Below are 19,233 nucleotides of genomic sequence, written 5' to 3' on the forward strand. Positions count from 1 at the left end.
AGCTGGCGCGGTTCGCGCAAGCCGGCACCGAAGGCGCGTCAACAACTCACGCGGGATAACGCTGCAGCTCTCGCATTGGCACGCCTCAGATCGCTTCGATCCGCTGAGCCCTTAGAACCCCACGCGCGCGGTTAGCCGAATGTCGCGTCCTGCCAGCGGCGCATATTCCTGAAGGATGCTCGTGCTGCGGCGCACGTCCACATCCAGCAGGTTGTTCGCGCTGAGCGTCAGCGTGAGCGCTGGGTTCTTCTCGAATGGGTGCCAGTCGAGTGAAGCATTGAGCAGGGTATAGCCGGGTGTATCGGCTTCGTTCGGCGCGGTCCGGTCGTGCGCGAAAGCTCGCTCGAGCTCGAACCGCCCGTCGAATTCTCCGCGGCTCCCGGTCAGCGCCCCCATCAGGCGGAAGGGCGGGATGAGCGGTGCCGGTCCGAAGCTCTTCACCGTGGCATGCACAGCATCAGCCTGGAATTCGCCACCCCAGTCTATACCCAGCGCGTGGCCGAACTTCGCATCGCTCTGTAGCTCGAAGCCATAATAGTCGGCCTTGCCCTGGAAGAATTGGTAGACGGGCAAATCGTCCTTCACTTCGCCCGTAGGGGCAGAGAAGATGAAGTTCGAGAAGCTGGTGTAGTATAGGCTTCCCGACAGGTGCACCGGGCCGCTCGTGCCGTGCAGGCTTAATTCGACGCCATTTCCCTTCTCGAGGCTGAGATTGGGGTCACCGACTTCAAAGGCCTCACTGCCGCCGTGCGGCCCGTCGGCGAATAGCTCATCTACTGAAGGCGCGCGTTCAGTGTGAGACACCGACAGACCCGCCCGCCAGCCGGGCGAAAATTCATACTGACCGCCGACTGAGCCCGAAATCGAGGTGAAATTCTCTGCCAGCGCCGGCGTGCCGATTTGCTCATCAGCGTCTGCGCTAAGCTTGCTGAACTCCACGCGCGCTCCGCCCTCAAACCGCCAGCGGCCTTTGACGTAGGTTTGCAGGGTGAACAGTCCGGCCTGCTTCTGCCGGCTGTCGGGCAGGAACTTCTCTTCGCCCTCAATCCGCGCATCGCGGTTCAGATAGGAGAAGCCGCTCGTGCCGCCCCAACCGCTATGATCCTGCTGCACAAGCTCCAGCCGGCCTTCGCCGCCGTTGCTGAAGAAGCTCGTGTCGATGTTGCCCTCTGGGTCGAGCTCGTCGTGATGGTATTTCGAATAGCCTGCCCGCGCGCGGATTTGGCTGAAGAAGCCATTGATCGGGACTTCCGCGCGGAAATCGAAGCGCGTCTGCCGGGGGTCGAGAGTCGGCTGCTCGGAGTGCTCTCCTGGTACCAGCGAATAACGGATCGGCACTTCGTAAGTTGAGGTGTGGCGCGTCACCGAGAATCCGATGTTCAGCGCTCCGTCAACGTACGCAAGTCCAAGCGCTCCCTCAGCCGTACGCGAGGCCGAGTTGGGAAGCGTGTTCTTGAGCTTGGCGAGTGCGCGAATGTCCGGATCCGGACTGGCGAGTGCCTGCTCACGCAGGGACTTAGAGAGCACGTACCCGCCAATCTCAAGGTCGTCCGTCTTGTCGTAATTGCCATCCGCGTGGATCACGAAATGTCCGCCCACCGGAACGTCGATCGCGCCGTTGATCCCACGTTCGTTGGCCGCGCTTCCGTAAAGAGCGAGTCCGTCGAAACGAACGACACTGGTCGGAACCGTGCGGGGGATGCGATTATCGACCACATTGACCACCCCGCCGATCGCGGAGGAGCCGAACAGGAGCGCCGCCGGCCCGCGGAGCACTTCGATCCGCTCGGCCGTAATCGGATTGATCGCGATTTCGTGATCTGGGCCTAGCGACGACATATCGAGGGAGCCGATACCGTCCGTCAGCACCCTAATGCGCTCACCCTGGAGACCGCGCAGCACAGGTGCCGAAGCCTTTGGGCCGAAGCTGGTCGAGGAAACGCCGGGAAGCTGCGCGAGCGTGTCGCCGATGCTCGGACGAACCGCGCGATTCAGCTCGGTTTGGTTGAGAACCGACACGCCACCGAGCACGTCCTCGGCACGCTTGCGGACGCCCGTGATGACGATGGCTTGGTCGGGGTCCGGGTGCGCGGCCTTCGCGTCTCCCGGCCTGGGCGGTGCACTGGCATCGGCTTCATTGTCACCGGCGCCGGAGGCGGAGGGTGCAATCTGGGTACCGCTGGCCTGCTGCGCCGACGCCGGAGTTGCAGTCGTGCCGACCGCAGCCGCGGTGGCGAATAGAAACACTTTGTACATGAGCCGCCTTGGAGGGAATTCAGGCGCGCTAAACTGCATGTTATATTATCGCAAGGTGAACATTGGACGAATTGCAGTTCATTTTCGACGGACAGAGGTTTGCCGATGTTCGATGGCCTCGGCTAGGTCACCCGCATGACGGGTCACGCGCACCATCACGATCACGATCATCACCACGCTCCGGTGGACTACACCCGAGCCTTCGTGCTCGGCATCGCCATCAACGTGGGCATCGTGATCCTACAGTTCGTGTATGGTCTGATCGGCAATTCGATGGCGCTGATCGCCGACGCTGGTCACAACCTGTCCGATGTTCTGGGCCTGGTCGTTGGCTGGGCCGGCGCCGTCATGGCCAAACGCTCGCCCTCGCGCCGGTTCACCTACGGCCTCAAGAAGGCTTCCATCCTCGCGGCGCTCACAAACGGTCTGTTCTTGCTGGTCGCGGTCGGAGCAATTGCCGCCGAGGCCATCCGCCGGCTGCTGCATCCTGCCCCTGCCGAGGCTCAGACGATGATCTGGGTCGCCCTGGTCGCGATCGCCGGCAACCTCGTCACTGCCATGCTCTTTGCTCGCGGCCGCGAGCACGATTTGAATGCGCGGGCCGCCTACATCCACATGGCCGCCGATGCTGCCGTATCGGCTGCGGTGGTCGTGGCAGGCCTGGTGATCCTTTGGACCGACCAGCAATGGGTCGACCCGGCGATGAGCCTGGTTGTGGCAATCGTGATCCTCTGGGGCAGCTTCGGCCTGCTGAAGGAATCGGTCGGCATGTCGCTGATGGGCGTGCCGGAAGGCATCGAGCCCGAGGAGGTCGAGGAGGAACTCGCTCAAATCGAAGGCGTCGAGACGGTGCACGACCTTCACATATGGCCCCTCAGTACGACGGAGACGGCTCTCACCGTACACTTAGTGGCACCGAACGTGGCGTCGACCGACGGTCTGCTCGAGACTGCGCGAAGGATGCTCCACGCCCGCTTCAATATCGAGCACTGCACCATCCAAATCGAGTGCGTGCACCTCAAAGACACGACCTGCTGATGAGCCTCGTCACGCATCTCGAATGCTCGCTGACCGGCGAGCGCTATGAAGCCGGCCAAGTTCACAACCTGTCACGCGCCGGAAAACCGCTGTTGGTCCGCTACGACCTCGACGCGGCCAAGCGGACCCTGACCCGCGAGAGTATAGCCGCGCGCGAGCCAGGTATGTGGAAATGGCGCGAGCTGCTTCCCCACGATGGCGAACCCGTCAGCCTCGGCGAGCCGGAGACGCCCATCGTGGCGTTGCCGCGCACGGGCGGCCCCAACCTCCTCGTGAAGGACGAAGGGCGGCTACCAACCGGGTCGTTCAAGGCACGGGGCCTTGCGATGGCCGTGACCATGGCGAAGCAGTTTGGCATTGAGCGGATCGCCATGCCGACGAACGGCAACGCCGGAGCGGCTCTGGCGGCCTACGGCGCCAGAGCGGGCATGGAGACTATCGTCATCTGCCCGGCGGAGACTCCCCAAATCAATGTGACGGAGACGGCTGCATATGGCGCGCACGTCTATGTCGCGGACGGGCAGATCGACGAATGCGGTGCGCTCGTGGGCAAGGGGGCGGCGGAAGGCCTCTGGTTCGACTGTTCCACGCTCAAGGAGCCGTACCGCCTCGAAGGCAAGAAGGTGATGGGGCTGGAGCTCGCCGAACAACTCGGCTGGGAGCTCCCTGATGCGATCTTTTACCCGACCGGCGGCGGCACTGGCCTCGTCGGCATGTGGAAGGCGTTCGACGAGCTCGAAGCCCTTGGACTTATCGGTTCAAAGCGGCCGCGCATGTACGCGGTTCAGGCCGAGGGCTGCGCGCCGATCGTGCGTGCATTCGAAAATGGCGAAGAGTTCGCCGAACGATGGGAACATGCGGCAACTGTCGCGACGGGGATCCGGGTGCCCAAGGCCGTCGGCGATTTCCTGATCCTGCGAGCGGTGCGCGAAAGCGGCGGAGCCGGGATCGCCGTGCCCGAGGATGCGATCCTGCAAGCCGTAGAAGACGCAGCCCGCGACGACGGTTTCTTATTCTGTCCGGAAGGCGGCGCGGTGCTGGCGGCATGGCGGCAGGCGAATGAGCGCGGACTGGTCGGTCGCGATGAGCGCGTCGTGCTGTTCAACTGCGCGAACGGGAACAAGTACCCGTTGGCTGATCGCTCAAAGCGATTGGTCCTCGCCGAGGCGGACCCGAGAGCGCTCTAGCCCTTAAACGAGTAAACCCCGGCAACCGAAGTTGCCGGGGTTCCATGCTTCGTTTGTCTTTCGACTCCGGAAGCACATGAAAACAATACACCATGGTTGCGGTTCGTCCAGCGGATTCGTGTCCGTCATGCGACAAAACTGTGAGTGAATCGGTGCATAAGCCTGTGGGATTCGCAACGACTCGGATCGACTCGCAAAAAGAGCCCCGTCAGGCGTAGGAAAATGCCTGGCGGGGCTCCCGTGCTTCCGATCCAGTGATTGCGACTCAACAGGGCCAAGATCCGGGGACTGAAGCCCGGGTATCGGCGCCGGAATCCGCAATCGGTGGTTCCGAAGCGACGCGCCTAGAACACTTTTCGCCTCGATGAGTTCCTAAGGCTGATGGCAAAGAAGCGGCGCTTGCGGATCGCGAGCTACAATATCAATGGTATCAACTCCCGGCTGAACGTGCTGACGCGCTGGCTCGAGGAGTTCCAGCCGGACGTTGTCGGGCTGCAGGAGCTCAAATGCACCGACGAAGCCTTCCCGCGCGAAGCGGTGGAAGCGCTCGGCTACTCGGCGATCTGGCACGGCCAGAAGAGCTGGAACGGTGTGGCGTTGCTCAGCCGCGTCGGCGATCCGGTCGAGACTCGGCGGGCTCTCCCGGACGATCCCAATCTCGAGCAGAGCCGCTACATCGAAGCGGCGATCTGCGGCATCCTGATCGGCAACATGTACGCGCCCAACGGCAATCCGTGGCCGGGACCCAAATTCGACTACAAGCTGGCCTGGATGGATCGACTCTATGCCCATGCCCGCGAACTGCTCGATAGCGGTTTGCCAGCGGTGCTGATCGGCGATTTCAACGTCATCCCGACGGAGCAGGATGTATACAAGCCCGAACGCTGGGCGAAGGACGCGTTGTTCGCGCCCGAGGCGCGCAAGAAATATGCGGAGCTGGTCGCGCAAGGATGGACCGACGCGATCCGTCATCTCCATCCGGACGAGCGGATCTATACCTTCTGGCATTATTGGCGGAATTCATTCCAGCGGGACGCGGGCATCCGCATCGATCACGCGCTTCTGAGTCCCGCTCTGGCGAAGTCCCTCAAGGCTGCGGGCGTCGACCGGACGCCTCGCGGCTGGGAAAAGACCAGCGATCACGGGCCGATATGGATCGAAGTCGAAGTTTAGCGAGCGGCGAGCGCAAGGGCCTCTTTCACGCAACCCGTAGGGCGCGACGTTCCTAAGCGGAGTTGCTCCGAAACCTCGGCGCGAGCGGCTTCCAGATCCGCCTGAAATGCAGCCTTCTTCTTCAGTCGAAGCACATCCTCAGTTGCGAGGGACAGAGCGGCGTCCACGTCGCTTTGCCAGGCCGCGTCGCAGACGACCCTGCTTTGTGCGAAGTCGCGGCCACGCTGCAGGATGGCATCGCTTTTCGACGGGTTCAGGTCTGCCAACACAAGCGCGTACGCCCATCCGACTGCCGCACGCGCGGACGGATAGGAGCCCTCTCCTTTGAGCAACTCCTCGTCCGCAGGCGAGCAGACCGCAGTGTGGTAAGCCACATAAGGTTGTGCGCGCATATATTTGCGCTTCACGGGGTAGGCTGAAGCCCGGACATCGACCCGCATGGCAGTCAGTAGATTATAAAGCTTCGGCGTTTTCTCGCGGCTGATTTCGGTCCCAAAGGCGCAGTCGAATGCTCCAACCGTCGAGGCGTCCGAAAAATGGGAGTCGGCGATGGCCTGCTGATAGCGCTCGGTGCCCTTGAACCTGAGTGCTGCATCGCGAGCCGTAATGTCCCGAGACATGCGAGCAGAGCTTGCTTCAGGGGGTGGAGGAAGAAAGCTTAGGCTGTCCGGCAGGCTGTTGGGGAAGAGGTAAGTTTTTGCACGATCGGCTCTAGCGGCTTGCGTTGCGCGCACGTTGCTTGGCATCCAGCGCTGCACCGTGACCGTCGCTACGGCCACGACAGCCAGGACCGGCACTGCGACATAGACTGCAGCGTGCGGCATCGTGATACCCCGGTGCCCGATGCTCCGCTGGTCGTCGTCTGCCTATCGGGAATAGGCCTGATCGACTGTTCGGATGGTTTGGCCGATGCCGCAAAATCGGTGGCAAAGGGGAGGATATGGACCAGGCTCGGCGTCCGGTTCGGGATACCCGCTTTTGGCAGGCGTATGGCGCGCATCGCTACACCATCCTTTTCTTTACCTCCTTGGCCATGCTCATTGTGCTGCCCATCGCTGAAAGCATGGGCTTCCCGGCGAAGGGAATACGCGTTCTTTTTGGTGCCTGCTTACTCGCGGCGGTTATGCCGAACAGCACCAAGCATACGCGGTGGGCCCTCGCTTTTGGGGTCATCGTCCTGCTCGCAATCCGCCTGATCTCCGAACGTGACGATATTCCGATCAATGCGGGCCTGATGGTCGCGATCGTAGGGCTTACGGGATTGCTCGCTGCAGGCGGAGCGCTCCGCTTCGTGATCACCGCCTCTGACGTGCACAGCGAGACAATGTATGCAGCGCTAAGCGCCTATTTGCTTGCTGGGCTATTCTTCGGACAGATCTATCTGGGGATGGAGCGGCTGTGGCCGGGAAGTATCGCGTCACCCACATCCCTTAATGATGCCGGCGCGGTCTATTACAGCTTCGTGACACTGGCGACGCTTGGGTATGGCGACATCCTGCCGAAAAGCGATCTGGCGCGCGGGGTCGCAGTTTTCGAAGTGATCAGCGGCCAATTGTTCCTGGCGGTGATGGTCGCGCGCCTGATCGGCCTATTCGGCAGCCGTCCGCGCGACCTTTAGCTTGGCGTCCTCACGGCGATCCGGATTATCGAGCCATTCGCGGAAGAGAACATAGCCTACCGCAAGCAAGACTGCGCCGATGAAGAGCCCAACCAAGCCATAAGCGATCACGCCGCCGATCACGCCGAGGAGGATGACTGGCATCGGGACTTCTAGGCCGTGGCCGATCAGTAAGGGCTTGAGCACGGCATCGCTGAGGCCAGCGACGATTTCCCAAATGAGGAAAATGATCGCGACTGTCATGCTCTGGGTGCTGAATGCCCAAACGATTGCGGGCAAGGTCACAAGGACCACCGGGACCTGCAGGACTCCGAGTACCATCGCGAGCAGCGAGAGCAGCCCCGCGCCAGGCATTCCTATCACGAAGAAGCCTACGCCTACCAGAAGCGCCTGAACGAACGCGACGCCGATGACGCCATTCGCAACCGAACGGATCGTCGCTCCAATGACCGACATGTAATGCTCGCCGCGTTCACGAGTGCCCGTAATCCGCGCAAGGATCGAGGCGATGAAGGCCCGCGTAGCGTCGGCATAAGCGATCGTGATCGACGCAAGGATGACCGCCAATACGAGACCGAGGACGGCGCCAATCATCCCCCCTGCCTCGTGCAGCAGCCATTTACTGAAGGTCGACAGCTGCGGGCCGAACTTTTGAAGGAAGCCCGGCATATCATTCGCAGCCTGAGCCCAAGCGGCGTGAAGCTTCAGTCCAACGATGGGTACGTCCGACAAGGTCTGCGGTGGACCGGGAACATGCTCCTTGCCGGATTTGAGCGCTTCGATGAATCCCGGCACGCTGCTTGCGGCGCTGATCGCGGCAATGGCCGTTGGGATCAGGATGAGCGCTACCAGCACCGTGCCGATCAGGATGGCGGAGACACGGTTACTGGTTCCCCGAGCGATCAGCTTCTTGTGGAGCGGGAAGAAGCAGACGGCAAGAATGATGGTCCAGAGCAAGAGGCCGACGAACGGTAGCAGGAGCTGAATGCAAAGTGCTATCAGCAGTGCGAGGAGCAGAAGCGGCAGCAGCACCTCGATGAGGTTGCCGACATTCGATTTGCCCGCCGATTTGTCGATCATGGCACTCCCCTCGGTTAGAGGCCGCGCGTAAGCTGACGCGCATCGACGCATTGCGCCAATCCTTAGGGTGAATGCCTGTTTTGGGTATCAGGGCTTTACCGTAGCGCATCGGGAATCTTGCGCACTGCGCGGCCCGTTTTCCTCGCATATCCATGGACCACTGCGCAGCAGCGCGCGGTAGGAGCGGTTCATTGTCGGCACGAGTTCGCGCGGTAACGCTTACCAATTACTGCGAGGTGGCACGCTCAGTGGGGCTGGACCCCTATGTGATGCTCGGCCGCGCAGGGTTGCATCCTAATTCGCTGAGCGATCCCGAGAATTGGATTCCCGGGACTCGACTGGTGAGCTTGCTGGAGGATTCGGCTGCTCAGTCGAACCGTGACGACTTTGCGGTGCTGCTGGGATCGTGTCGGACTTTCCCTAGCCTCGGTCCGGTCAGCGTCCTGCTTCGGCATGAGAGCACCTTCGGCGACATCCTCAAGGCGGGCATCGAGTATCGTCGCCTGATCAACGAGCTGATGTACACTGTCTTGCGGCGCGACGATCGCGAGGCGGCGCTGGAGTGGAGCCTCATCCCAGGCATCCACAGTTCGCAGGGCGTGAACCTCATGGCGACCGTTGCATATCGTGTTCTTGTCCATGGTGCGGGATGCGATTTCCACCCGGACTGCATCCATTTCAGGCATGCCGTGCCCCGCCACATTTCAACCTTCAGGCGTATTTTTCGCTGCTCTCTCGACTTTGACAGCGATTTTGACGGGATGTCCTTCCGGTCTTCCAGCCTGAACTTGCCAAACGCCTTTTCTGATCCCGAGCTTACCGTTCACGCCCGGAGGCTGCTCGACCTCATGCCAGGCATTCGACAGCCGGACAGCATGTACGAGAGGATCCGGGCGGCAATCCCGATGCTCATCTCGAACGGTCAGGCGAACGTGGAAGGCGCGGCAAACAGCCTCGACGTGCCGGTTCGCACGTTGCAGCGGAGGCTTGTCCGTGAGGGCAAGTCCTTCACCGACATTCTGAACGAAACCCGCCGTGACCTCGTATCGCGCTATTTGGCGAGCTCGGATCAATCGATCACATCAGTTGCTGAGCTGGCGGGTTACTCGACGCAGAGCTCGTTCACGCGGTGGTTCATCTCGGAGTTTGGAATGCCGCCCAGTTCATGGCGCCGGCTGATGCAGCGGCGGAACGAAGCCCACATCAGTGCGCCTGTCGCCGAGGACCCCTGTGCAGTGATCTAGTATTGAGCCTTCCCGGAGCCTCGGAACATCATCAGGCTAATTGCAGCACTTGCCACGAAGACGAAGAATGTCGCGACCTGACCAACGCGGTGACTGCCGATCGTGATCTCGAAATAGAATAGCAAGCGATAGAGAGCGACCGCTGCCACGACGAGGAAAACGAGCGCACCGACAAGGCTGACAAGTCTTTGACTGTTCATGGATAGTCCCTCGCTAGATGTCGCACCCTATTTTTGGATCGGTGACAGAGTCTTCAGTTCGTTCAGGCCGTTGACGCTGATCTTGGCCCAGCTTTCGACCGCATCGCGGAAGTCGCCCCGGTTACTGACCGAAGTCCGCCAGGCGCCGGGTGTGTCCCCAATGACTTGTTGATCGACGGCTCGGCCAAGGAGCGCCCCCGTCAGAGAATCGCGGCCCTCAATGAAGAGCGTTGCCGAGCCTGCTTCCGGCGCGAAGTTATAGGATCTGCCAGCGGAGTTCGTGTCGGGAGCATTCACCCTTATGTTGAGCACTCCGGTGCGCACCCGCAGAACATCGGGACCGGGCTGAGTGACGACGGTGAACCCACCTTTGCTGAACGCGCTGCTGAAGATCTCCGTCGCGACGGGAATTGCCTCGCTGATCATCTTCTGAGCTTCGGAATCCGAGATTCGGCCCGACATCGATGAGGTCGACATGTTGTAATCCCGGAGCCAACCCTTCTCGAGAGCGATTTCGGTCGGATCGATCATCACCTTGCTATAGGTTCGGAAATCCGCACCTGGCGCCAGGTAGACCAGCTTAAGCCGCTTCGACGGGACTTGAACCAGCCCATCCCAAGTCGGGGGAGGAGCCGCCGCCGCAGCGCTTCCGGACATCAGCATGGCGCCTGCCAATGCGACGGCGAAGACGAGGTGGCGGGTCAATGCACGGTTCCTGCTGCCAAGACGTGACTGACTGATCAGGCTTCAGGCCCTAGCGAGTCCATCGGCGGAAACCCTGAGGGGCATATGGCTCAGCTTCTTCGTTCGTGAGGTGTCAGGTTGGGGAATTACCCGCAGTAGGCTGCGGCCGCCGTCAGTGGTACAATGGCAGGCGGAGATAGCTCATGCGATTTGGCCGCGAAGGCGTTGGCAGGACCGACCGTCGATCGAACGCCGCCGAACTCGAGGCAGCGGATCTCGCCCAGGATCTCACAGCTCTGGTAAGTAAGATGGAGGCGGACTGGAGCCTCCGGCGTTTCGTTAATCAGGCCTACGCGAAAGAGCTCCACATGCTGCGGGAACGCGCGGAGCGCCTCGGCCGCCCGGACGCTACTCAGAAGCTCGAATCGCCTCCAGTAGATGTTTGCTGAGCTGCAAGCCGCGCTCGGCCGCCGCCTTCGCTTGCGAGATGTGCGGGCGGGTGTGGGCGTCCATCTCAGCTAGCTGCCGCTCGAAGATTTCTACGAGACTACTAAAGTCGGCCCGGATCGCTTCCACCACGCTGGCGGCATCGTGCCGATCCGATCCCCGAGCCTGATCGGAAGGCGACCTGTAATTATCCATCTGCGACCGCTTCACTCCAACCCGTCAGCGCGACTCCTTCGATGCGCGCGAGTAGTCTCCAGTTATTCGGGATTATGCCCAGTCGACCTTAACGCAGGTGAAACGGGATAAGTTGCTCGGCGCGTGGGCCATGGAAAAAGTGGTAGGCCCGCCTTCGGGGGTCTGGGGAGGGATGCAAAGGCGGGCCTACTCGCCGGCGGAAGTCATTGTGAATTGATGCGCTTGGGCGGGCAAGCTGCCAATAGTGACTAGGTAAATACGGGCAGGGGGTTCCGCTGGGCGGAATCCGCGTGGCTCTACCGATGCCTCGCGAGGGTTTCCCCTGATGGAAGGTACCCGGGGTCAAGCATACCCAAATCGATCGACGGACGCCGAGTTGGCGACCGGGGTGCGAAGGAGATTGGGGATGAAAAACGCGGCATATCGCATGCTGATCGCTGGCGCTGCAGCCATCGCGCTCTACAGCGCACCGGTTCTCGCACAGACGCATCAGATTGAAGGAATTATCGTTACCAACCGAGACGGTCAGCTGACGGTAAAAACCCCGGCCGGTAACCAGACGATTACCTTGCCCAAGGACGCACGCGTGCGCTCCATCTCAGGCGCCCTCGGCGGTCAGAAGAAGGACGTCCCGCAGACCGCGTTGATCCCGGGCCTTCCGGTGACAATCCAGGCGAACGGCAATGTCGCGCGGCAGGTCGAGTACAAGGCCAAGGACTTCAAGACGGCCGCGCAGATCCAGGCTGGCCAGGAAGAGCTCAGGACCGCTTATTCGAAGATGGGCGAATGGGACGTCCGGGCGGAACACAACATCTACTTCAAGTCCGGCAGCGCAGCAGTCAGCCCGTCGGACAAGCAGGAGCTTCTCAAGCTTGCGGAGCAGGCCGCCGGCATGAAGGGCTATGTGATCTCCGTGCTTGGTTATGCCGATCCCAAGGGAAACAAGGCTGCCAACCAGCGCCTAAGCAACCAGCGGGCCCAGACGGTCATCAATTATCTGAAGCAGAGTGGGAAGGTGCTGCCGGGCCGAGTCCTGGGAGCATCGGCCATGGGCGAGATGCACATTCCCGTCGACAAGCCCAGCGCTGCAGAGCTTCAGGGCGCCCGGAAAGTGACGGTCCGCGTGTTGACCAGCGCGGCTCATCTGAAACAATGACGCTCTAGATATCGACCGGATATCGCGCAGGGGACGATTTGGTTGGTTGGCGTCGCTGATTTTGAACGGTTCGTGTTCGTCGTTGGTGCGCCGCGTTGTGGGACGACTACCTTGTCCCATTTCTTCAAGGCGCACCCGGCGATCCGCTTTCCTGCGGTCAAGGAACCGCATTATTTCGCGCGAAACGACCTCCGAAGCCTTTCGGACAGCGAGCTGAAGTCACGCGTCGAGCGTGAATATCTCGACCGCTTCTTCAGCGCTGGTGAAGGTCGGCGCGTCGGTGTCGACTGTTCGGTCACCTACCTGTACGCACCGGAGCAGCTGGAACCGATCTTGCGGCTTTGGCCGAATGCAAAGTTCGTCATCGCCTTCCGCGATCCGCTCACCATGCTTCCGTCGCTTCATCGCCGACTTGTGTTCATGGGGGATGAAAGTCTCGGCACCTTCGCGAAAGCCTGGGCCGCGGTGCCCGATCGGGCGCAGGGCCGAAAGATCCCTGCGCGCTGTCTGGAGCCGCGGTGGCTCCGCTATGACGAGGCTGCGAAATTCGGGACCTATCTCGAGCGGCTCTATAACGTGGTCGGGCGTGAGCGCTGTCACCCGGTGATCTTCGATGACTTAAGCGCCGACCCTGAGGGGGAATATCGCAAACTAATGGAATTTTGCGGATTGCAGCCGCAGGCCGGCATGGAGTTCGCGCGCCAACGGCCGGGAAAGGCGGTTCGTTCGCCTTGGTTGCAGCGCCTGCTGAAGCGACCACCTATCCTGATGTCCAGGCACTTGGCGGCGGACAAATATCTCAACCGCAGCCGCGACACCGACGAGGCTGATCAGGCCAAGACACCCGGAAAGGTGATGTCATTGCGGAAGCGACTGCTCGTCTGGAACCGAACGTCCGCCCCAGCGGAACGCCTGCCGCTGAGCGTACAGCGCGAGATCCGCGAGCACTTCAAAGGCGAGGTCGAAAAGCTTGGCACTCTAATCGGACGAGACCTCAGCCATTGGCTTGTCCCCACTGAGAATGGATCTGCAGCTTCGGCACCGAAGGAGACAGCCTCTGTCGCGGCTTCATGGCCCAAGCCTGGCGGTCGCCGCACTGCCTGAAAAGCAAAGCGAGGCTCGCAAGCATGAAAGAGGGGTCGCACCCTTGCGAGCCTCGCCTGAGGTCACCTGCCTGAACGAGAGAAGTAGCCGGCGTACCTCGATCAAGGTCGCCACTCTCAAGGGGGGAAAGGTCGCGGCGACCTTACGGCTCGAATACGCCTCCTGTTAGAGAGGACATATCGGGCAAAGTCCCGACTTCTTTCTCGCTCAGAGCCTTACTGTGAAATGGTGGCCACGTTGGACGGCAGATCCTGCCCCGGCATCGCGGCGAATACCTCATGCAGCGGTTTCGTTTCAGGCAAGACGTACACCATTCCTCCGCTCTTACGGAAAAGCGGCTCAACCACGGACTTGTAGAAAGCGGCGGGGGCATTGATGCAACCGAAGGTGATGCGATTGTCGTCCGGGGTCGCCGAATTGATCCGCTGCATCCGATGCTCTTTCGGGTGGGCCGTTACGACCGGATGGAGTGAAATCGCGTCCTTGTAGTCGACCCAAAGGACACCTTTGGCGTGGCCACTGGCAGCGCCGAACTTTGCGAGAAAGCGGCCGGCGGGCGTGGTCCGCTGCGACACCGGGATGTGCGATAGTTCGCGATCGCCGACACCCGGCGTTGAATCGTCGCCCTTCGCGATGCCAACGAGCACGGGAGCACGACCGAGGGGCTGCCCGTTGCTGTCGAATACAAACATCTCGGCAGCCACCTTATCGATGACGATGAAGGGAAGGTCGCCATTGTCGTGCGTCGCAATGACCCAGTTGGTCACCTGGGCGCCGTCTCCGGTGGGGAAATCTGCTGCCTGGACGTCTGCTGCCGGCGTGGTCGCTTCGGGCGCCACATCAACGCTCTGTGCGCCTGCGGGCGTGGTTCCAATGGCAAAAGCCGCGAATGCGATCATTACCGCCGTCGCGCGAGTGGTCATGATTGAATGTCCAACCTTGATCTAACTTCGAAAGTGGGCACGCGGAGTCCGACGGGGGAACGAACGCCGAACTCCGCGAGGTGAGCGTCAGTTCCGCGGTTTCTTCCGCGCGAGCTGCTGCTCGATCGCATCGACGCGGCTCGTGAGCTGGTCAATGCGGCCATTCGCCTGTTGCGCCGCGGCGCCCGCGGCTTGCGCCGCACTGTTGGCAGCCTGCGCCGTCTGATCGACCTGGCCAACCCGGGCTTCGAGCTGGCTGACGCGGTCGTTCACGACTGCAACCTGCTTGTTGACGTAACTCTCGGTGGCACATCCGGTCAGGCTGAGGCCGGCCACCACCGTCATTCCGACGGCCGCGATGCTCTTACTTAGCAAGGGCATATCCTTACTCCTCTTATCGTTGAGCTTGCCCGGCCGAGGCCTGGCTCGCCTCCCATGCAGTGACAAAGCCGAACAACGGCCGTTAATGCGTTATATGAAACGCAGGTCTTTTCATTAGGCAGAACCCCTGAAAGCGGGCTCGGGTTTTCATGGATGCCGCAACGGCCCGTCACGCGAGCCTCCGATAGAGCCGGACAACCAGTTCCTCGGCGACCACCATCGTCACGACCACCAGGATCAACCACACCAATCCGTGCAAAACCCCACCGAAGTGGAGGTCCTTGCCGAACGCCATCGATAGGATTCCCAGAAATACGAATTTGGACCCGAAGAGGATCAGCCACGCGACGAAGAACTTCAGCGTCTTCCAGGCTGCGCCGGTCTTGCCTTTGAACAGCGCGAGAATGCGGTGCTCAGCGACGATCGTGAGTTTCAGGAGGATTTGAAGCACGACAGACGCGAGAAGCATCGTCGTGAAGTTGGCAACGTGGACCTTCTCGGAATAATCCGCGAACAATCCGAGCACGACGAGATCGATTAGCGCGCCGAGAAGGAAGAACACGAAAAGGCGCTGGACGTCCGACGGCGCGGAGGCTTCAGCTGGCAGAAAGTTGTGGGCTATCGCCGCGGCGACGGGGACGCGGGGCGCTTGGGGTTTGTCCCGGTCGCCCTGCTCTTGATTGATCGTCGCCATTGCCGATGCGTTCTCGCGCTACTGTGGCGGCGGGGTCGGATTGGTCTGTGGGTTCGGTACCGTCACATAGACGACCGTGTCGCCTTCATATTGCGGTTGATACCAGGCGCCGCCGCAACTGTAATAATTGTAGCCGTAATAGGCGTATGGATTGCAGCCTGCTGGCAGCGCGTAATAAGCCGAACCGATCGCCGCCGCGGTCATTCCCGCGACTGCGCCGATGGCAATCCCCGCGCCAAGCGGATAGTCGCCCCAACCGTTCCAACCGTTGCAGCAACCGTTCCAACCGTTGTCGATGTTCACATTCGTGTTGCGGTTGAAATTGTTGTTGTTGAAGTTGTTCCGATTGCCGTTGTTGATGTTGTTGCCGCCATTCCACCGCGTACCACTGCCGCCCTGACCGGGCCTGCTGGGAAGTTGGCCCGGACGCTGTACGCCGCCGCCGCCTTGGCCGGGTCGTTGGAAGTTTCCTCCGCGACCACCCGCCGGAAGTTGCGAAGCATAGTTGCCACGGCCGCCGCCGTTGATACCCGTGGAGGGTCTGCTGTAGCCTCCTCCACCAGGACGGCTGTAGCTGCCGCCTCGGCTAAACCCTGAACCCCCGTAACCGCCACCCCCGCGATTGAAGCTTCCGCCACCCCCGCGATTGAAGCTTCCGCCACCACGATTGAACCCGCCGCCGCCGCCGCGACTCATGCCCGTGGAGCCGCCACGGCTGAAGCCGCCGCCGCCCCCGCGACCGCCGCCGCCGCGACCACCGCCGCGGGCTTCGGCTTCTTGGATCGAATAGGCCATGAGGCCAACGAATGCGCTTAGCACTGCAAAGCGATAGAGACGGCCGTGCATCTCAATCTCCTTTGTACGTCGCCAGCTGGATGCGCTTGGCGTTTGCGTCAGGAACGAAGGTGAAATCCGCGTCCGAGAAGCTCGGATTGATCTGCCAGCTGAGCCGCGAGATGAAGGTCGGGCGAGCCGGGTCGGTGCGGTCGACGATGACTAGCTTGCGAGGCAGGGGTTGGTCTCCCTGCTGCACCCAGACTTCCCAGTCGACATCGTTTTCGCGGAACGCGTAGTGATCCGTCTCAACGCCATCGATGGTCGCTGTTCCGATCTTGTAGGCGGACTTGAAGGCCTGCAGCCTCTGAGCGTGCGAAGGATCTGACCAGAGGAACAGATCCTCGAGCGGCAGGGAGATGCCGAACTTGTTATAGATCGTGTCCAGCACTTCGCGGTTGGTCGCCGGCGCCGGGACGCTCGCGTAGAAGCCGAGCTTGGGCGAATAAACGGTGAAGGTCTTGCCGTCGTAGATAAATCGACGGCTCTTCATGTCGCTGACATAATCGATGACAAAGCCAGGACGGCGAACCTTGTACGTGGTCGTGCCGTCGAGTTGGATTCGCTGCCCATCGTCAGTCACGACATCCAGGCTACCCTGAGAAACGATCCCAAGCGTCTTTGCCTGCATCAAATAGGCGCTCATTTCCTTGAGCGCGTCGATCGCCTCATCCTCGACCACGCCTTCATTTGCGACGGGATCTTTGATCGCGGAGCTTGGGAAGCTCGTGCTAGGCTTTGACGTCTGAGCGGGTGCCGGACCGCTCGCCGCGGTGATGCTGAGCGCAAGCGCGATTGCCGTACTGGGGAGAAGCTTCATGCGTCATTCTCCATGAGCGAACGTGCAGGAATTCAGCGATAGACCTACCAGCCCCCACGCAGATCTTTCATCAGGCTAACCCCTGATGCCGAGGGGGTGACGTCCCTGATGTGCAGCGATGTTCGCAGCACTTTGTTCGGGCGCGAAAAGTTTCCTCAGACCAATTATTACGGTTTCGCGCGGATGTCGGGTTTACCCCGATTGGAAAGGCCATTCCGCTCCGCAACGATGCGCCATGTTTCTTTCGTGTCCGGAGTATGTGTGCGAAGAAACAGGGGAAAATGTTTTGTGTGAAGTTCGCGTAACGGAGCCCGGAGACGATGAGCTGGTAAACCTATGACGAGCCCGATCCGTCGCATCATCATTGTCGACGATCACGACGCGGTTCGTCGTGGAGTACGCCAGCTTCTGGAGACCAAGCCCTATTACCAAGTAGTGGGCGAAGCCTCGGACGGCCGTTCCGCGCTGGACCTCGCAAGACAAACCCGGCCCGACATCGCAATCCTCGATTATTCGGTGCCGGAACTCAACGGCTTCGACTTGTCCCACGCCCTGAAGCGCGAATTCCCGCGCATCGAAATCCTCATCTACACGATGCACGACCGTGAGGAGATCATCATGGACGTGTTGCGCGCCGGGGTTCGCGGATTCGTGTTGAAGTCGGACACGGAAAAGCATTTGATCGCCGCGCTCGACGCATTGTCGATACACCGCTCCTACTTTTCGGGAGCGATATCCGATGCGCTGCTCAACCAGTTTCTCGAGAGCAAGCCGGCGTCACTCGCGAGCAGCCTCACGCACCGCGAACGCGAGGTCGTGCAGCAAGTCGCTGAAGGCCGCATCAATAAGGAAATTGCTCAGCGACTGAACATTAGCGTCAAGACGGTCGAAACGCATCGCGCCAGCGCCATGCGTAAGCTCAAGCTGAGAACGACTGCCGACCTGGTGCGCTATGCGGTGCGCAACCAGCTGATCCAGCCTTAGGCCGTCTTCAGGGGCAGGCTTACGTGAATCCGAGTTCCGCGTTTCATATTGGAAGCGCGGAACGTCCCACCCAACGACTCAGCGCGGTGCTTCATACCTTGAAGGCCAATCCCCCGTGCATGGCTCTGAACCTCCGCAGGCAGCCCGACACCGTTGTCGGAGACAACAAGGTCGACGAAATGGCTGTTCTTCCTGATCGTAACGCGCGCTGAAGTCGCATGAGCGTGCCGGTGCACATTGACCAGCGCCTCTTGCGAGATCCGAAGTAGGGCCATCGCGGTTGGCTCATTCAGATCATTCGTATCGCTCACGCAGGTGAAGCTGGTGGAAATACCGGTGCGGCGCTCGAAACCGCGGACCAGTGATTGCACCGAAGCGCATACGCCGCGGTCGCTCAATTCCATGGGGTAATGAAGGAAAGCGAGGGCGCGTATTTCGCGGTCGATTTGCCGCACAGTATCGTTGATCTCGTCCAGCAGATTGTCGTGAGCGGAGTCCGCCTCGACCGCGCGCAGGTGAGCAACGCTCAGTTGAAGTGCGACTAGAAGCTGCCCCGCGGAATCATGCAGTTCCTGCCCCAGGCGCTGGCGCTCGTACTCGTGAATTCGAAGCAGCTGGTCCAAGACCTGGCCGTGCCCGACGTGCGGGTTGTCCGGTTGATCGAACCACTGAAACATCGGCGAAGCCGGTCCAGTATCGGCAAGCTCGTCTACAACCTCGATCACATTTTCGGGTGCTGGAAGGGTTGGCGGCCGAAGCACTTTTTCCCCTCCACCTGAAACAACTCCCTGGTAATCCAGGCGCTGATAGCGCATCTCGCAGGCCCCCGCTTGTTTGCCACCCGAACGCGACTCAGTGGCGAGATGACTCGACTGTGGATCGTTTACTGTATTGTCTGTGGAGAGTCACTCGGAAACCCCTAAGGATCGTGCGTTACATGGTTGTGACTAAGTAGTTTTACTGAAGATTTCCGAGGCGCAACGAACTCGAAATCTGGTTAATTCTGCCTCCCCTCGATACCCAGCTTCCGATGGCAATTGGACGGGAGTTTGCAGCAACGCCCGAGTGTTTCGGAGCGGGGGCTGCGATGGTCGCATTGGTCAAGGTTGTTTGCGGCTTTCCCACGAGGAAGGGTTCGCCGGCGCGGACTACTACTGCGGGACAAACCCGCACCCTTGATTAGCGGAAAGGCAGTTGTGGCCGAATTGCCACAAG

General features: G+C 60.9%; 20 protein-coding genes. 9 read left to right on the top strand and 11 right to left on the bottom strand.

The features are described 5' to 3' along the window. Nucleotides 1–111: 111 nt before the first annotated feature. On the bottom strand, nucleotides 112–2,256 hold the full coding sequence (locus AC4GYV_RS01250; RefSeq protein ID WP_491098854.1) for a TonB-dependent receptor: 2,145 nt from the start codon (nucleotides 2,254–2,256) through the stop codon (nucleotides 112–114). Between the two features lie 135 nt (nucleotides 2,257–2,391). On the opposite strand from AC4GYV_RS01250, the gene AC4GYV_RS01255 reads away from it, so the two are divergent. The 3 genes from AC4GYV_RS01255 to xth all read left to right on the top strand — a co-directional run bounded on the left by AC4GYV_RS01255 (nucleotide 2,392) and on the right by xth (nucleotide 5,654). Further along, complete coding sequence (locus AC4GYV_RS01255; RefSeq protein WP_491098855.1) at nucleotides 2,392–3,294, top strand: cation diffusion facilitator family transporter; 903 nt, start codon at nucleotides 2,392–2,394, stop codon at nucleotides 3,292–3,294. Next, a complete protein-coding gene (locus AC4GYV_RS01260; RefSeq protein ID WP_491098856.1) occupies nucleotides 3,294–4,481 on the top strand; it encodes a threonine synthase in 1,188 nt (395 codons plus the stop codon). Before AC4GYV_RS01255 ends, AC4GYV_RS01260 begins: the two co-directional genes overlap by 1 nt. Before the next feature lie 399 nt (nucleotides 4,482–4,880). Continuing rightward, the gene (gene xth, locus AC4GYV_RS01265) at nucleotides 4,881–5,654 is read left to right on the top strand and encodes an exodeoxyribonuclease III (RefSeq protein WP_491100356.1); all 774 of its coding nucleotides are present in this window, start codon (nucleotides 4,881–4,883) and stop codon (nucleotides 5,652–5,654) included. On the opposite strand, the gene AC4GYV_RS01270 is transcribed toward xth, so the two are convergent. Further along, the gene (locus AC4GYV_RS01270; protein ID WP_491098857.1) at nucleotides 5,651–6,478 is read right to left on the bottom strand and encodes an acid phosphatase; all 828 of its coding nucleotides are present in this window, start codon (nucleotides 6,476–6,478) and stop codon (nucleotides 5,651–5,653) included. The genes xth and AC4GYV_RS01270 overlap by 4 nt on opposite strands. Before the next feature lie 116 nt (nucleotides 6,479–6,594). Between AC4GYV_RS01270 and AC4GYV_RS01275 the strand changes: the two genes are divergently transcribed. Further along, nucleotides 6,595–7,272 carry an ion channel gene (locus tag AC4GYV_RS01275; protein WP_491098858.1) on the top strand — a complete coding sequence of 226 codons (678 nt, stop codon included), beginning with the start codon at nucleotides 6,595–6,597 and terminating at the stop codon, nucleotides 7,270–7,272. On the opposite strand, the gene AC4GYV_RS01280 is transcribed toward AC4GYV_RS01275, so the two are convergent. Next, nucleotides 7,243–8,352 (bottom strand): AI-2E family transporter, encoded by a 1,110-nt coding sequence (locus tag AC4GYV_RS01280; RefSeq protein ID WP_491098859.1) that lies wholly within the window; start codon nucleotides 8,350–8,352, stop codon nucleotides 7,243–7,245. The genes AC4GYV_RS01275 and AC4GYV_RS01280 overlap by 30 nt on opposite strands. A 152-nt stretch (nucleotides 8,353–8,504) precedes the next feature. On the opposite strand from AC4GYV_RS01280, the gene AC4GYV_RS01285 reads away from it, so the two are divergent. Then, nucleotides 8,505–9,596 (top strand): AraC family transcriptional regulator, encoded by a 1,092-nt coding sequence (locus AC4GYV_RS01285; RefSeq protein ID WP_491098860.1) that lies wholly within the window; start codon nucleotides 8,505–8,507, stop codon nucleotides 9,594–9,596. On the opposite strand, the gene AC4GYV_RS01290 is transcribed toward AC4GYV_RS01285, so the two are convergent. Next, a complete protein-coding gene (locus AC4GYV_RS01290) occupies nucleotides 9,593–9,796 on the bottom strand; it encodes a hypothetical protein (protein ID WP_491098861.1) in 204 nt (67 codons plus the stop codon). The genes AC4GYV_RS01285 and AC4GYV_RS01290 overlap by 4 nt on opposite strands. Before the next feature lie 27 nt (nucleotides 9,797–9,823). Beyond that, nucleotides 9,824–10,501: a DUF3313 family protein gene (locus tag AC4GYV_RS01295; protein ID WP_491098862.1), complete on the bottom strand. Its 678-nt coding sequence runs from the start codon at nucleotides 10,499–10,501 to the stop codon at nucleotides 9,824–9,826. 182 nt (nucleotides 10,502–10,683) lie between these two features. Here AC4GYV_RS01295 and AC4GYV_RS01300 point away from each other — a divergent pair, with 182 nt between their 5' ends. The 3 genes from AC4GYV_RS01300 to AC4GYV_RS01310 all read left to right on the top strand — a co-directional run bounded on the left by AC4GYV_RS01300 (nucleotide 10,684) and on the right by AC4GYV_RS01310 (nucleotide 13,382). Beyond that, nucleotides 10,684–10,929, top strand: a complete 246-nt coding sequence (locus tag AC4GYV_RS01300; protein ID WP_491098863.1) for a hypothetical protein — start codon at nucleotides 10,684–10,686, stop codon at nucleotides 10,927–10,929. A 599-nt stretch (nucleotides 10,930–11,528) separates the two neighbouring features. After that, complete coding sequence (locus tag AC4GYV_RS01305; protein ID WP_491098864.1) at nucleotides 11,529–12,278, top strand: OmpA family protein; 750 nt, start codon at nucleotides 11,529–11,531, stop codon at nucleotides 12,276–12,278. 72 nt (nucleotides 12,279–12,350) lie between these two features. Next, entirely contained in the window at nucleotides 12,351–13,382 is a 1,032-nt protein-coding gene (locus AC4GYV_RS01310; RefSeq protein ID WP_491098865.1) for a sulfotransferase family protein, read from the top strand. A 215-nt stretch (nucleotides 13,383–13,597) separates the two neighbouring features. On the opposite strand, the gene AC4GYV_RS01315 is transcribed toward AC4GYV_RS01310, so the two are convergent. The 5 genes from AC4GYV_RS01315 to AC4GYV_RS01335 all read right to left on the bottom strand — a co-directional run bounded on the left by AC4GYV_RS01315 (nucleotide 13,598) and on the right by AC4GYV_RS01335 (nucleotide 17,034). Continuing rightward, nucleotides 13,598–14,305, bottom strand: a complete 708-nt coding sequence (locus AC4GYV_RS01315) for a hypothetical protein (protein WP_491098866.1) — start codon at nucleotides 14,303–14,305, stop codon at nucleotides 13,598–13,600. A gap of 87 nt (nucleotides 14,306–14,392) precedes the next feature. After that, nucleotides 14,393–14,686, bottom strand: coding sequence for a hypothetical protein (locus AC4GYV_RS01320; RefSeq protein ID WP_491098867.1), 294 nt, complete (start codon nucleotides 14,684–14,686; stop codon nucleotides 14,393–14,395). Nucleotides 14,687–14,855: 169 nt separating this feature from the next. Further along, entirely contained in the window at nucleotides 14,856–15,380 is a 525-nt protein-coding gene (locus tag AC4GYV_RS01325; protein ID WP_491098868.1) for a hypothetical protein, read from the bottom strand. An 18-nt stretch (nucleotides 15,381–15,398) separates the two neighbouring features. Further along, nucleotides 15,399–16,226: a hypothetical protein gene (locus AC4GYV_RS01330; protein ID WP_491098869.1), complete on the bottom strand. Its 828-nt coding sequence runs from the start codon at nucleotides 16,224–16,226 to the stop codon at nucleotides 15,399–15,401. A gap of 1 nt (nucleotide 16,227) precedes the next feature. Next, the gene (locus AC4GYV_RS01335) at nucleotides 16,228–17,034 is read right to left on the bottom strand and encodes a DUF2092 domain-containing protein (RefSeq protein WP_491098870.1); all 807 of its coding nucleotides are present in this window, start codon (nucleotides 17,032–17,034) and stop codon (nucleotides 16,228–16,230) included. A gap of 336 nt (nucleotides 17,035–17,370) precedes the next feature. Between AC4GYV_RS01335 and AC4GYV_RS01340 the strand changes: the two genes are divergently transcribed. After that, nucleotides 17,371–18,018, top strand: a complete 648-nt coding sequence (locus tag AC4GYV_RS01340) for a response regulator (RefSeq protein WP_491098871.1) — start codon at nucleotides 17,371–17,373, stop codon at nucleotides 18,016–18,018. Here AC4GYV_RS01340 and AC4GYV_RS01345 read toward each other — a convergent pair. Further along, complete coding sequence (locus AC4GYV_RS01345; RefSeq protein ID WP_491098872.1) at nucleotides 18,015–18,779, bottom strand: sensor histidine kinase; 765 nt, start codon at nucleotides 18,777–18,779, stop codon at nucleotides 18,015–18,017. The two genes, AC4GYV_RS01340 and AC4GYV_RS01345, sit on opposite strands and share 4 nt — an antisense overlap. Between the last annotated feature and the right edge of the window lie 454 nt (nucleotides 18,780–19,233).

It is taken from the genome of Sphingomonas sp. SP4, from assembly GCF_058313375.1.